Source organism: Burkholderia sp. A2, assembly GCF_001729305.1.
Lineage (GTDB): Bacteria > Pseudomonadota > Gammaproteobacteria > Burkholderiales > Burkholderiaceae > Burkholderia > Burkholderia sola.
Genome location: NZ_LZXX01000002.1, coordinates 268,636 through 282,678 on the forward strand (window position 1 = coordinate 268,636; position 14,043 = coordinate 282,678).

Annotated in this window: 12 protein-coding genes; 8 read left to right on the plus strand and 4 right to left on the minus strand. The window is 68.4% G+C overall.

Annotated features, from left to right (window positions below; all coding sequences use genetic code 11):
- The first annotated feature begins 140 nt into the window (after positions 1 to 140).
- On the plus strand, positions 141 to 545 hold the full coding sequence (locus tag A9Z05_RS01200; RefSeq protein ID WP_069616543.1) for a lysozyme inhibitor LprI family protein: 405 nt from the start codon (positions 141 to 143) through the stop codon (positions 543 to 545).
- Between the two features lie 54 nt (positions 546 to 599).
- Here the strand turns inward: A9Z05_RS01200 and A9Z05_RS01205 are convergent, their stop codons facing one another.
- The gene (locus A9Z05_RS01205; protein ID WP_006483707.1) at positions 600 to 1,247 is read right to left on the minus strand and encodes a response regulator transcription factor; all 648 of its coding nucleotides are present in this window, start codon (positions 1,245 to 1,247) and stop codon (positions 600 to 602) included.
- Complete coding sequence (locus A9Z05_RS01210; RefSeq protein ID WP_069616544.1) at positions 1,244 to 3,346, minus strand: PAS domain S-box protein; 2,103 nt, start codon at positions 3,344 to 3,346, stop codon at positions 1,244 to 1,246. The genes A9Z05_RS01205 and A9Z05_RS01210 overlap by 4 nt, the downstream gene beginning before the upstream one ends.
- A 319-nt stretch (positions 3,347 to 3,665) precedes the next feature.
- Here A9Z05_RS01210 and A9Z05_RS01215 point away from each other — a divergent pair, with 319 nt between their 5' ends.
- From A9Z05_RS01215 to A9Z05_RS01235, 5 genes are all read left to right on the plus strand, one after another.
- Positions 3,666 to 4,136, plus strand: a complete 471-nt coding sequence (locus A9Z05_RS01215) for a universal stress protein (protein ID WP_069616545.1) — start codon at positions 3,666 to 3,668, stop codon at positions 4,134 to 4,136.
- 303 nt (positions 4,137 to 4,439) lie between these two features.
- A complete protein-coding gene (locus A9Z05_RS01220) occupies positions 4,440 to 4,946 on the plus strand; it encodes a cupin domain-containing protein (protein ID WP_069616546.1) in 507 nt (168 codons plus the stop codon).
- 185 nt (positions 4,947 to 5,131) lie between these two features.
- A complete protein-coding gene (locus tag A9Z05_RS01225; RefSeq protein WP_069616547.1) occupies positions 5,132 to 6,157 on the plus strand; it encodes a DedA family protein/thiosulfate sulfurtransferase GlpE in 1,026 nt (341 codons plus the stop codon).
- A 458-nt stretch (positions 6,158 to 6,615) separates the two neighbouring features.
- Positions 6,616 to 7,998 (plus strand): amino acid permease, encoded by a 1,383-nt coding sequence (locus A9Z05_RS01230; protein ID WP_069616548.1) that lies wholly within the window; start codon positions 6,616 to 6,618, stop codon positions 7,996 to 7,998.
- Between the two features lie 208 nt (positions 7,999 to 8,206).
- Positions 8,207 to 9,142 carry a universal stress protein gene (locus A9Z05_RS01235; protein WP_069616549.1) on the plus strand — a complete coding sequence of 312 codons (936 nt, stop codon included), beginning with the start codon at positions 8,207 to 8,209 and terminating at the stop codon, positions 9,140 to 9,142.
- A gap of 477 nt (positions 9,143 to 9,619) precedes the next feature.
- On the opposite strand, the gene A9Z05_RS01240 is transcribed toward A9Z05_RS01235, so the two are convergent.
- The gene (locus A9Z05_RS01240; RefSeq protein ID WP_069616550.1) at positions 9,620 to 10,054 is read right to left on the minus strand and encodes a hypothetical protein; all 435 of its coding nucleotides are present in this window, start codon (positions 10,052 to 10,054) and stop codon (positions 9,620 to 9,622) included.
- A 538-nt stretch (positions 10,055 to 10,592) separates the two neighbouring features.
- On the opposite strand from A9Z05_RS01240, the gene A9Z05_RS01245 reads away from it, so the two are divergent.
- Together A9Z05_RS01245 and A9Z05_RS01250 are read left to right on the plus strand one after the other, a co-directional pair.
- Positions 10,593 to 10,847, plus strand: coding sequence for a DUF3562 domain-containing protein (locus A9Z05_RS01245; protein WP_069616551.1), 255 nt, complete (start codon positions 10,593 to 10,595; stop codon positions 10,845 to 10,847).
- A 203-nt stretch (positions 10,848 to 11,050) separates the two neighbouring features.
- On the plus strand, positions 11,051 to 12,850 hold the full coding sequence (locus A9Z05_RS01250; RefSeq protein ID WP_069616552.1) for a methyl-accepting chemotaxis protein: 1,800 nt from the start codon (positions 11,051 to 11,053) through the stop codon (positions 12,848 to 12,850).
- A gap of 28 nt (positions 12,851 to 12,878) precedes the next feature.
- On the opposite strand, the gene A9Z05_RS01255 is transcribed toward A9Z05_RS01250, so the two are convergent.
- A complete protein-coding gene (locus A9Z05_RS01255) occupies positions 12,879 to 13,919 on the minus strand; it encodes a sigma-54-dependent Fis family transcriptional regulator (RefSeq protein WP_069616553.1) in 1,041 nt (346 codons plus the stop codon).
- Positions 13,920 to 14,043 lie beyond the last annotated feature (124 nt).

Below are 14,043 nucleotides of genomic sequence, written 5' to 3' on the forward strand. Positions count from 1 at the left end.
GCGTCAGCCCGGCACCCCGCTGACAATCCGCCGCGCGTGCGCTAGCATCGCCGTCGATGTCGCCGCGGTGGCGCGACCCATGCACACGGGGCGCAACAAGACACCGGGTTCCACACTTCAACGAACAACAAGGAGCATCCATGCGTGTCTTGACCGGTCTGCTGGGCTCGCTGGCGCTGGCGGCGAGCGTCGCCCATGCGCAGGCGAATTGTGCGGACGCGACGGATCAGGCGACGATGACGGCGTGTGCCGATCGCGCGTACAAGAAATCCGACGGGGAACTGAACCGGATCTACCAGGCCGTCACCGCGCGCCTGCGCGACGCGCGGCCGCTTGCCGACAAGCTCGTGGACGCGCAGCGCGCGTGGATCGCGTACCGCGACGCCGAATGCCATTTCTCGAGCGCGAATGCCGAGGGCGGCAGTGCGTACCCGATGGTCGTATCGACCTGCCTCGACGACCTGACCAAAGCGCGCACCGAAACGCTGAAAGGCTATCTGTCCTGCGAGGAGGGCGACCTCGCGTGCCCGGTGCCCGCGAAGTAACGCGTCGTGCGCGGGCCTGCCGAGGCGCGCGCCACGTCGGTTACACGTCGTCCGTTACACGTCGTCCGTTTCGTCGAGCAGCTTGTGCCGCATCGCGTAACGCACGAGCGCCGCTTCGTGCGGCATCTGCATCTTTTCCAGGATCCGGGTCTTGTAGGTGCTGACCGTCTTCGCGCTCACGCACAGCGCATTCGCGATCTCGGTCAGCGTCTGGCCGGCGGCGATCCGCCGGAACACGTCGAATTCGCGGTCGGACAGCCGCTGGTGCGGCAGCGTTTCGGCCGGCTCGTTCAGGCTCTGCGCGAACTGCTCGGCCATCGCGAGGCTCACGTAGACGCCGCCCGACGCCACTTTCGTGACCGCGCCGACCAGCTCCGCGCTCGCGCTTTCCTTCGTCAGATAGCCGGACGCGCCCGCGCGGAACGCACGCACCGCGTATTGCTGCTCCGCGTGCATCGTCAGCACGAGCACGCGCAGCGCGGGCTTCTCGTCCTTGATCTGCTTGATCAGTTCGACGCCGTTGCGGCCCGGCATCGACAGGTCGAGCACGAGTACCTGCGCGGGCGTCGCCCGCACCAGCGCGATCGTCGACGGGCCGTCGCAGGCTTCGCCGGCCACCTCGAATCCGGTGGCGTTCTGGAGGATGTGCCGCAGACCGTCGCGTACGAGCGTATGGTCGTCGGCGATGAGCACCTTGATCATGTGATGAGCGTGTCCTGTTGAACGGTGCCGAGCGGAAACGAGACGGTAATCGAGAAACCGCGCGCGAGCGCGGTGTCGATGGTCACGGTGCCGCCCAGCATGTGTGCGCGTTCGCGAATGCCGATCAGGCCGAACGACTTGTCCTCGTGAGCCGGGCCGCCGGGCGCCGCGCCGCGGCCGTTGTCCGCGACGCGCAGCACGCAATTGCCTTCCTCGATGTCGAGCCGCAACGCCACGCGCGTCGCATCCGCATGGCGCGCGACGTTCGTCAGCGCTTCCTGGACGATCCGGAACAGCGTGGTCGCGCCCGTGCTGGTGAACGTGAGGCCCCCCGTTTCGATGTGGCGCTCGACATCGATCCCGTAGCGGTTCGTGAAATCGTTCGCGAGCCATTCGATCGCGGGCACGAGGCCGAGGTCGTCGAGCATCACCGGCCGCAGGTCGGCCGCGATGCGCCGCACCGACGCGACGGTCGCGTCGATCAGCCGCCGCATGCCTTGCAGATGCGTCTGCAGGCCTGCGTCGGGCTGCGCGCGGCCGGGCATGCGCAGTTGCTGTTCGACGACCGACAGGTCCATCTTCAGCGCGGTGAGCTGCTGCCCGAGGTCGTCGTGCAGCTCGCGCGCGATGCGGGTCTTTTCCTCTTCGCGCACGTTCTGCAGGTTCGCCGACAGTTCGCGCAATTCCTCGCGCGATTGCTTCAGCGCGTTCTCGGCCCGCAGCCGCTCGGTGATGTCGCGCAGCATTACCGTATAAAGCTTGCCCGACGCGTCGCGGATCTGCGAGATCGACGCTTCGATCGGGAACTCGTCGCCGTTGGCCCGCAAGCCGAACAGCACGCGCTGGCGGCCCATCTGCCGCTCGGACACGCCCGTCACGCCGAACTGGTCGACGTGTTTCGCGTGCGCCGCGCGGAACCGCTCGGGAATGAAGCGCGACAGCGGCGCGCCGATCGCCTCCATCGCCGACACGCCGAACACCTGCTCGGCCATCGGATTGAAGATCACGACCGTCTGCTTCTCGTCGATCGTGATGATCGCTTCCATCGACGAACGGATGATGCCCATCATCCGCGCCTCGTTGAGGCTGCCGCGGCTGCTCGCGCCGGCATCGGCCCGGCCGCGCAGCAGCGCATGGACGAGCGCCGCGAACCCGAACGACGCGATCAGCCCGGCCGCGAGCACGGTGCCGGCCGCCCGCTGCGCGCCGGTCGCGCTCGGCCGGCCGTCCGCGGAATAGGCGAGCGTCAGCGCGGTGCCGCCGAAATTCAGCACGTCGGTGCGCCGCATCAGGTCGGGCGACGCCGACGCTTCGTCGGTCGTCGTCTCGACGCTGACGATCGCGCGCGAATCGCCGCTGGCGGTCATCCACATATCGATCCCGCGTTCGGCGTCGAGCGCGCGCTCGACCAGACGCCGCGGGCTCAGCGCCGCGAACAGCATCCCGTCGACACCGGCTTCGCGCGTGCCGGACGGCGTGGCGGCGGCCACCGGCGAGGTCGTCACGGGCAGGAACAGCGTCAGGGTGCGGGCGTCGCGGGACGCGTCGTCGTCGGCAGGGTGGACGCCGAGCGCGATATCGCCGGTCCGCAGCGCGCGCGTGAGCGGCGCCGCGTCGGACGCGCCGAAGCGCACGACCGGCGAATTCGAGACGGGGGCGCTGAGCGTCGCTGCCGCGAGCGGATCGGCCGGCAGCGGCTTCGCGCCGGCCAGCGCGCCGCGCGCCGCGCGCGTCAGCGGCGCATAGCCGATCTGCCGGACCGGCGAGCGGCCGCTGTCGAGATCGAGCGTCTCCGCATACCGGCGCCATTGGCCGGGCGTCATGTCCGGGACGAGGCCGAACGCGCCGCGCGCACCTTCGAGCACGGCGACACCGGCCTGCAGTTCATGCCGCAGCATCGCGGTCACGTGCGTCGTCCGACGCTCGAAACGCGTATGAACGGCGGTTTGCCACTGCTCGCGCACGAGCAGCGCGACGCCGAGCGACAGCACGGCGCCCGCGCACAGCGCAACGACGCCGGCCGCGAACGGCTGGCGTAACATGATCTCGAGGCGCGTGGGCTCTCGGGCGTCCCGCGTCGGGGTTCCACTGACGGTCATTCGATGGCCATTCTGTTGTTCGGGCTGCCCGGGGCACGCGGGCAGCGCGGCAAAACCGGGGAAACTCGCACCGGCTGCGTGCAACGACTATTTTCAGGACGAAATTGTGCGCGTTTTACACATTTTTTGTAATGGGGGCAGTTGAAATTGCGGCAAACGGCGTGCAGCCGCAGGCGCGCCGGCCACGCTTGACGCGCGTCAACGCACGCATCGGCATGTGGGGCAGACTGTTCGGCAGGCAAGCCGGCGCCGGGCCGGCTCGCGGTAACGGGCCGTGGTGGCGCAACGCGCGACGCACGGCCGGTCGGAGGGACGGACTATGTACAAGCGGATTTTCGTCGGGCTCGACGGCAGCCCGAGCGCGCGTCTCGCGCTGAACGAGGCGATCCGGATCGCGACCGCGTCCGGCGGCGAAGTGACGTGTGCGTACGTCGTCGAACATCGGCCGCAGCTCGTTGACGTCGACGCCGGCTTCGCGGCCGAGCGCGACGGCGACGTCGCCGCGACCGATGCCGCGACGCCGGTGCTCGAGGACGCGAAAGCCGCGCTCGCGCAGCAGCATGTGCGAGGCACGGTGCGCGCGCTCGACGCGTACGGCGAGGACATCGCGACGGTGCTGATGCGCACGGCGGCCGAGGCCGACGCCGATCTGGTCGTGATGGGCACGAGCGGGCGGCATGGTCTGCGCAGGCTGTTGCTCGGCAGCGTGGCGGAGTCGCTGCTGCGCGCGGCCGACCGGCCCGTGCTGCTGGTGCGGCACGACGAGGCCGGGACGTCGGCGGCCGCGTAAGCGACGCGGTACGGCGCCCGGTGCCGCCTCCCCGCGCATTGACGGGCAGCAGGGCGCCACACGCTTGGCCGCACATGGCGCGATGGCGTAGTGCGCCGTGCCACCGATACGCGCCGATGCGTGATGGCACGTCGGCGGTTGCATCCCGGCACGCAGTTCTGGCAGCATCGGCCGGTGTCCGCTTGTTCGCCGCGCGTATGGCCGCGGCGATCGACGCAGGGACATCCGGCGGCATCCGGTCGCAAGAACGACGATCGGTCAGCCGCCGGATGCCGGTTGCCTACCTTACCGACGTCATCCGCCATGCCGATTTCCGCGACCGACCTGATTCGCCAGTTCGACCTGCAGCCGCATCCCGAGGGCGGCTATTTCCGTGAAACCTACCGCGCGACCGATTCGGTCGTGCGTCCGGCCGACGGCGCGCCACGTGCCGCATCGACGGCGATCTACTACCTGCTGTGCGACGGCGCGTATTCGTCGTGGCATCGCATCCGCTCCGACGAGGTCTGGCATTTCTACGCAGGCGATCCGATCGAAGTGTGGGTGCTCGACGCGCGTGACGGGCTGACGATTCACCGGCTCGGCAACCCGCTCACGCATCCGGGCACCGTGTTCCAGGCGGTCGTGCCGGCCGGAAGCTGGTTCGGCGCGCGCTGCGCGTCGCCGGAGCACGTCGCGCTCGTCGGCTGCACGGTGGCGCCGGGGTTCGAATTCGCGGAATTCGAGCTGGCGGATGCGGCCGCGCTGGCGGCCGAGTTTCCCGACTACGCGGAACACGTCGCGCAGCTTGCGCAGCGCCCGGACGCGTGACTGTCACGGTCGCGTCACGCCGGGCGCAAAGCCCGTGCGGACGGCCCGTGTTCCGCGCGGTCGAGGCCAAACCCGTTTAGAATGCGCAGGATGCACCGGTCGGTCGCGGACATGCCGCGGCGGCCGTTGCGCCGCCGTACCGACGGCCCTGTCGCGCGGCCCGCATGTCTTCGAGGAGCGCCGCCGTGTGGCACTTTCCCATTGCAATTCCATCGTCGCTCGGCCCGTGGGCCGTGTTCGCGAGCGTGTTGATCACGCAGCTCGGCGTGCCGGTGCCGGCCGTGCCGATGCTGATCCTCGGCGGCACGATGGCGGCGATGGGGCAGGCGTCCTGGGTCAGCATGTTCGCGGCGGCGATCGGCGCGACGATGCTGGCCGATTCGCTGTGGTTCTTCATGGGCCGCACGCGCGGCCGGCGCCTGCTGAACGGCCTCGTGCGCTTCTCGCTGTCGCTCGACACGACGCTGCGCTTCGCGCGTAATGTATTCGAAAGGTACGGCGCGCCGCTGCTCGTGCTGTCGAAATTCCTGCCGGGCCTCGGCCTCGTATCGGCGCCGCTGCTCGGCACGACCGCGATCGGCATCGGCGTGTTCCTGTTCTGGGATCTGGCCGGCGCGTCGCTGTGGGCGGCGTTCTGGCTGATCGGCGGCGCGGCCATTCACGACCAGATCGTCCAGTTCGTGCTGTGGGTGCGCGCGAGCGGCGGCACGATCCTCGACGCGTTCCTCGCGATCTTCATCACGTTCCTGCTGTACCGCTGGGTGCGCCGCGTGCAGTTCCGCCGCTATCTCGCGCAGGTGCGCATCTCGCCGCCGCAGCTCGTCGAGATGATGACGTCCGACGAACCGCCGCTGATCTTCGACGCACGGCCGAAAGCGATTCGCGAACGCGAGCCGTACCGGATTGCCGGCGCGGTGCCGGTCGATCTCGATTCGCCGGACCTGCTGGCCCCCGAAGTGCTGAAGCGGCCGATCGTCGTCTATTGCGTGTGCCCGAACGAGGCGACCGCGAAGCGGCTCATCGCGAAGATGCAGCGCAAGAAGATGATCCACAACATCCGCGCGCTGAAGGGCGGCCTCGATGCGTGGGAAAAGCACGGTTATCCGGTCGAGCCGCTGCCGGCCGATCTGGATTCGTCGCGGTATTTCGTGCGGCCCGATCATGGTGGGCTGGAAGGCGAATATACGGTGCGGGCGACGTTGTCGAAATAAATACGCCCGCCGTAAATACGCCCGCCGCGTCGCACGCATTCCAATCCAACACCGCTTTCACCTGCCGCGATTTTCCCCAAAATCGCCTGGCGTGAAACCGCCGATCGTCCCTATAATCCCGCCTGCATATTGCGTGCGTTTGATTGCGCACATTCGACGCGCGTTCGTTCGCGCCGAAAGCGATGGATCCCGTTACCGCTCGTCCCGCGCACAGCCGTGTCACGCGGGGCGCTCGGGTGTATTCCGTGAAAGGCCCTATCCGTACTTCCAGATTGTTCCGGGGAATACGGATAATCCGCAGCAATTCCAACCGAATTGAAGCGGTATCCGCGTCGTTTCTCATTCGGAAATCGACAGCAGGGATTATTTCGTTTTCTGCTGCCGAAATCGGCATGAACGGACGCGCATTGTCATCGACACAATGACGGCGGCCCGCTCGCGGCCGCCAGGAGACGAATTTGAAACAACCAGAAGACCAGTTGCACCGCGGGCTGGAAGAACGGCACATCAATCTGATGGCGCTCGGCGCGACGATCGGCGTCGGCCTGTTTCTCGGCTCGGCCACCGCGATCCGCACGGCCGGCCCGGCCATTCTGCTGACCTATCTGCTGGGCGGCCTCGCGATCTTCCTGATCATGCGCGCGCTCGGCGAGATGGCGATCACCAACCCGGTCGCCGGCGCCTTCAGCCGCTATGCGCGCGACTACCTCGGCCCGCTCGCCGGTTACCTGACCGGCTGGACCTACTGGTTCGTGTGGATCGTCACCTGCATGGCGGAAATCACGGCGGTCGGCGTCTACATGCACATGTGGTTTCCCGGCGTGCCGAACTGGATCTGGGCGCTCGCGGCGCTGCTGGCGATGGGCTCGGTGAACTTCATCGCGGTCAAACTGTATGGCGAATTCGAATTCTGGTTCGCGCTGATCAAGATCGTCACGATCGTGCTGATGATCATCGGCGGCGGGTTGATGATCGCGTTCGGCATCGGCAACGGCGGTATCGCGACCGGCATCTCGAACCTGTGGTCGCACGGCGGCTTCATGCCGAACGGGATCAACGGCGTGATCGCCGCGCTGCCGATCGTGATGTTCGCGTATCTCGGCGTCGAGATGCTCGGCCTCACGGCCGGCGAGGCGCGCAACCCGGAGAAATCGCTGACGAAGGCCGTGAATTCGGTGTTCTGGCGCGTGCTGATTTTCTACATCGGCGCGCTGTTCGTGATCATGTCGCTCTATCCGTGGGACCAGATCGGCACGCAGGGCAGCCCGTTCGTGATGACGTTCTCCCGGCTCGGCATTCCGGCCGCCGCCGGCATCATCAACTTCGTCGTGCTGACCGCGGCGCTGTCGTCGTGCAACAGCGGGCTGTTCAGCACCGCGCGGATGCTCTACAACCTCGCGCAGCAGGGCCAGGCGCCGGCCGCGCTCGGTCGCGTGAACCGCAGCGGCGTGCCCGTGTATGGCGTGGCCGTGTCGGTCGCGCTGCTGCTGATCGGCGTGTTGCTCAACTATCTCGCGCCGCAGCACGTGTTCACGTGGCTCACGTCGGTGTCGACGTTCGGCGCGATCTGGACGTGGTGCGTGATCCTGATCGCGCAGATGCGTTTTCGCCGCACGCTGTCGGCCGACCAGATCGCGCGCCTGCCGATCCGCGTGCCGCTCTTTCCGCTCGGTTCGTTCGTCGCGCTCGGCTTTCTCGCGCTGGTCGTCGTGCTGATGGCGTTCACGCCCGATACGCGCGTCGCGCTCGTGATCGGGCCGGTGTGGATCGTACTGCTCGGCATCGCATACACGCTGTTCCATGCGAACCGTCCGGCCGCGTCGATGCCGACGAAGTCGTAAGCCGCGCGGGCGGGGTGCCGCGCGACCGTTCGCGATCGTTGATCGCGATCATGCGCGCGCGGGCCGGACGGCCTATGCTGAACGAACGCATCGCTTGTCCGCGCTTCGCGTGGCATCCCGCCGATCCCCGACCGCAGCGGCTGTCCGCCGCCGCGCGAAGCGCCCCGTCGTCGCCCGGCGACGACGTGCACGCACGGAGCCCTTCGCCATGCAGCCTGCCCAGCCCATCCCGACGCTCGCGCGGATCGCGCTGGCCGTCGATCCGACGCCCGAATCGCTGACCGCCGCACGTTACGTGCGCACGCTGCTGCGTCCCGGCATGCGATTGCGCATCATTTGCGCGATCGACAATCCGCGCCTCGTGTTGCCAGACATTCCGCGCATCGACGCGCTGCTGACGTCGGCCCGCGAGGACATGATGCGCGAAGCGCAGGCCACCTGCGCGCGAATCGCCGCGCTGTTCGCCGACAGCGGGATCGAAGTCGAACAGGTGGTCGTCGATACGTCGGTCACGGGCGGCTCGGTTGCCGACGCCCTGGTCAACGATACGTCGACGTGGCACGCGGACGTGCTGGCGATCGGCGCGAATCCGCATCACGGTCTGTTACGGCTCGTCGAAGGCGCGATGTCGGACACGCTGACGAAACGCGCGCGCTGCGCGCTGCTGATCGTGCCGTCCGCCTATGCACGGACGTCGGACGGCCCGCTGCAGCGGCTGATGTTCGCGGTCGACGGCAGCGAGCCGTCGCTGCACGCGGTGCGCGTCGGGCTCGGCTTCGCGGCGCCGACGACGTTGCTGTATGCGGCGTACGTGGTTGATCGCGCGGTTCGTCTGACCGATGTCGTGCCGGTGCGCGCGCTCGAGGATGCATACCGTGCCGAGGGCGAGGATGCGCTCGCGAAGATCGGCCCGCTGTTTCATGCGACCGGCAATCCGACCAAGCGCGGCATCGTCGAGACGCATCCGACCAGCGACGATGTGGCCCATGCACTGATGCGCGATGCCGTGCACTGGCGAGCGGAGCTGCTGGTGGTCGGCACGCATGGCCGTCGCGGCATCGCCGCCTGGCTGATCGGCAGCGTCGCGCGGCGGGTCGCGCATCTCGCGCAGGTGCCGGTGCTGCTGGTGCGCGGTGCGGAATGAATCGCGCGTCGTCGCGATCGAAGCGGGCGCGGATTGACCTGCATCAGAAACGCGGCGCATATCGCGTGAGACAGTGACGAAGCGTCCCCCGACGCGACTGGCCTTCGCATGCATGCGGGACCGTGGCCGCGCCCGCATGCGAAAGGCGATCACTGTCGCACTCGCCGCCACATCATGTTCGGGAGCCGCGCCGCGTGTTTGTCCGGCGCGTCATCCGACCGGAAACTCTCTGGCACGAGGGTAGGCAACCAACGGTTGCCTTGGAGGACGGGCGGGGTGGAAGTCACCCCGTCCGCTTTCCGCCTGGCCCCGTCGAATTCATTTCCCCGCACGAATGGTTTGGAATGCGGCCGCGTCGAGCGGCGCGTCATCGCGCGCGGTCACCTCGATACGGGTCGCGGACAGGGCGCATGGCGGGCGTGTCGTGACGCGCGACCGATGCACGGCTCCGTGCCGTGCGTCGGTGACGTGCGCAGATCAGAGGGAGCGAAGAATCGATCGCAGGTCGTGCCGGCGGCCCGTGCAGCGACGCGCCCGTGCATGCGGACGCACGACATGGAGCGGCGCACATGCGCCGCATGTGCGGCTGCGCAAACGATTCGCATGCGGCCAGCCGGGGCGCGCCTTGCGACGGGGCTCCGACGCGGCCGGCGCGTCGGCTGCGTTGCGCGCGGACAGCGCCGCGGCGAATCGCTGCAACGCGAGGACCGACCCCGCGACGCTCTGATACTTCTCGCGGCCGATCTGCCCATCGAGCGTGACGAGCAGCCCGGCCTCGCGTGCGAGCGCGAGCAAGGTGTCGAGGTCGTCGGACGAACGGCTGCCGGCCGACGCGGCCCGGGCGGGCAGGGCGCGCGCGTTGCCCGACGCGCGCCGCTGGCCGTCCCGGCCCGGGAAGTTGCGATGTGCCATGGTTGGTCTCCTGCGCCGGACCCCGCGTGCCGGCTCGATGGCCGACTGAGCGATGTTCCGGTATGAACGCCTGGTTCATGTGATCAGTATCGTGTGGCGACGGCGCGCTGCCAAGCGGCGCGCGCTGAAGTCGCTGTCAGGAAATTGCGCGACGCTATCGGAATCCGCTGACACGCGCGACGGCCGATCGGCCGGGACCGCCGCGTTCGTCCGATGAATGCATGACAGGGGTGCGCTTGACGCATGATTTCGGACGGTCTAAGTTTCCCCACTGCATCGGCGTCGCCCGGCGGCCCACCCGCCGCCCGTCGCCCATGCCGCGCCCCGGGGTGGCGTGGCAAGGCTTCCAGTTTCGTTCGCGGGCCATGTGCGCCGCGGATCCTGTGCGAACGGTTCGGAAACGGATCGACGGGGCGGCACGCAACGTGCCGTTGATCGCGCGCAAACCCGCGCCGGCGCATCGTACGCCGCGCGTCTGTCCAGTCTTTAAGCTTCCAGTACCGTCATCTTTCGTTCCTCGACCGTCAGGAGTCTGTCGATGTCCAAGGACAATTTGCTCGATTCACTCAAGGAAGCCGCCGAACGGCGCGCGATCGGCGCGGAGCAGCTGCGTGCGATGCTCGACGACGAAGTGCGCGCGCTGTCGTCCGGCGCGCGCGTGCACGACTACATCCATGTATTCGCGATCCGGCACCTGCGCGAGCGGATGCGCCAGAAGGACGATTTGAGCCGCGACACCCGGGCCGATGCGGCGCCCGCGGACGCCGATCCGCGTCCGGGCCAGCGGCTGTAGCGTGCGGTGGCCGCGCGCCGCGGCTCGCGCGCAGCCCATCCGTCGAACCCGGCCATCCTGACGATCGGCCGACAGTCTCGGACGCCTGTCGTCATACGTTTCATCGAACCGTCACAACGACCTCAAGTAAGTGGCCCGATTTGCCGTTTACCCGGTGAATTCGTCCAACCGGGCGCTCCCCGTTCTCTTACCGAGTCGTTGCCATGTTCTCGTCCATTCGCGCCCGCATTCTTGCCGCGTGCGTCGCCATCGTCGTATTCGCGCTCGTCGCCACGACCCTGATCAACTATTTCATCGCACGCGCGTACAACGACGACGCGATCGACCGCAACCTGACCTCCGTCGCCAGCGGCCACGTGGTCGGCATCGCGGATTGGGTCGCGACCCGCACCCGGATGATCGCGTCGCTGCAGGATGCCGCGCTGACGCCCGATCCGCTGCCGGTGTTCAAGCAGATGGCCGCGGCCGGCGGCTTCACGAACGTCTATGCGGGCTACGCAGACAAGGCGTTTCACTTCTCCGACCCCACCGGTATCCCGCCCGACTACGACCCGACGGGCCGCCCGTGGTACAAGCAGGCCGCGCAGGCCGGCAAGCCGGTCGTTACGCCGCCGTACGTCGATGCCGGCACGGGCAACCTCGTCGTCACGTTCGCGGTGCCGATCCTGCGCGACGGCGCGCTGAAGGGCGTCGTCGCCGCGGACCTGTCGATGGACAGCGTGATCGCGAACGTCAAGTCGATCCGCCCGACGCCGGCGAGCTTCGGGATGCTGATCGACAGCAGCGGCCACGTCGTCGCCCACCCGGACGCGAAGCTCACGCTGAAGCCGGTCGCCGACGTGTCGCCCGAACTCGGCTCGCTCGGCGTGGCGTCGATCGCGGCGGCGAACGCGCCAGTCGAGGTCAGTGTCGGCGGCGACGCGAAGCTGGTGCGCGCGAAACCGGTGCCGGGCACCGACTGGTACGCGCTGGTGCTGCTCGACAAGGCCGAGGCGACGGCCGGAATGCGTTCGCTGCTGACCGCTTCGCTGATCACGCTGATCGTGATCGTCGGCGTGGCGTCGCTGATCATCGGCGCAATCACCGCGACCGCGTTCCGCCGCCTGTCGCAGGTGCGCCAGGCGATGGCCGCGATCGGGTCGGGCGCCGGCGACCTGACGCAGCGGCTGCCGGCCGACGGCCGCGACGAAGTCGCCGACATCGCGCGCTCGTTCAACAGTTTCGTCGACAAGCTGAACGACGTGATGCGCCAGATCCGCGACGCGAGCGAATCGGTGCGCACGGCCGCGAACGAGATCGCGGCGGGCAACCAGGACCTGTCGTCGCGTACCGAATCGGCGGCGGCGAGCCTCGAGGAAACCGCCGCGTCGATGGAAGAGATCACCGCGACCGTCGGTCAGTCGGCGGCGGCGGCCGGCCAGGCCGACGAGCGCGCGGCGGCCGCGTCGCGGATCGCGTCGCACGGCGGCGTGGTCGTGTCGGACGTCGTCGCGACGATGGGGAAGATCGAGGAAGCGTCGAGCCGGATCGGCGACATCATCGGCGTGATCGACGGGATCGCGTTCCAGACCAACATCCTCGCGCTGAACGCTGCCGTCGAAGCGGCGCGGGCAGGCGAACAGGGCCGCGGCTTCGCGGTCGTCGCGCAGGAAGTGCGCAGCCTCGCGCAACGCAGCGCACAGGCCGCGCGCGAAGTGAAGGTGCTGGTCGAATCGACGGTCGCGAGCGTGTCGGCCGGGTCCGGGCAGGTGCGCCAGGCCGGCGACACGATGCGCGAGATCGTGTCCAACGTGGCGAACGTGACGACCATCATCTCCGAGATCACGCATGCGGCGAACGAGCAGACGCGCGGGATCCAGGAAGTGAACCGCGCGGTCAGCCAGCTCGACGAAATGGTGCAGCAGAACGCGGCGCTCGTCGAACAGTCGACCGCCGCAGCCACCGCGCTGCAGTCGCAGGCGAACGCGCTCGCGACGACGGTCGGGCAGTTCAAGGTCGCCTGACGCAGCAGGGGCCCGCGGCCCGCGCCGCTTACGAACCGTCCTGGTCGCGCATCAGCGCGAGCCGGTTGTAGAGCGTCTTCAGGCTGATGCCGAGCGCCTTCGCCGCGCGCGGCTTGTTGCCGTCGAAGTGACGCAGCGTCGCCGCGATGAAGCGCTGCTGCGCGTGGTGCAGCGTCGCGCCGACCGGCAGCGCCATCGCGCCTTCCGAGGTGCTGTCGGCGTCCGGCATCGGCTGCTTCGGCAGGGCGACGTCGATGCCTTCGTCCGACAGGATGTACGCGCGCTCGATCGTGTTGTGCAGTTCGCGCACGTTGCCGGGCCACGAATACGCGCGCAATGCGGCGATCGCCGCGTCGGTCAGCCGCTTGTGCGCGCGATGCCGCGCGTTCAGCGTGTCGACGAATTCCTGCGCGATCGTCTCGACGTCGCCGTCGCGCTGGCGCAGCGGCGGCACGTAGATCGCGAACGCGGCGAGCCGGTAGAACAGGTCCTCGCGCAGCCGGCCGTCGCGCACCGCGTCGGCCGGATTGTGGCGGGTGGCCGAGACGAACCGCACGTCGAGCGGAATCGATTCGGTGCCGCCTACGCGCACGATCGTGTTCGACTCGATCGCCCGCAGCAGTTTCACCTGCAGCGCGGCGGGCATTTCCGCGACCTCGTCGAGCAACAGCGTGCCGCCGCGCGCGGCTTCGAAGAACCCTTCGCGCTGCGCGATCGCGCCGGTAAAACTGCCTTTCTCGTGCCCGAACAGGTGCGCTTCGGCAAGGTCGGGCGGAATCGCGCCGCAGTTCATCGGCACGAACGGGCCGTCGCGCCGCGCGCTCAGATCGTGCAGCCGGCGCGCGACGATATCCTTGCCGACCCCGCTTTCGCCGGCAATCATCACGCTCGCGCGGGTCGGCGCGATTTTGTCGATACGGGCGAGCAGCGTGCGCATCGCGGCAGACCGGCCGGACAGCCGGCGGCCGTCTGCGCGCTGCTTCGTCCGGTTGGCTGGTTCACCCATAGGCGTTCGCGGGCCGTTTTGCAAAACGGCATCACACGTCCCGTTGATTGCAATATTTATCATCGACAGCGAAACAACCGTGAAGGTGCCGCGGAATAGAAAATTCCAATGTGGGCGGCACGAGCGAAAGAAACAGGCCATCGATTTTGTCGGGCGCCTTGGCATGACGCCGCGTTCCGGTCGCATC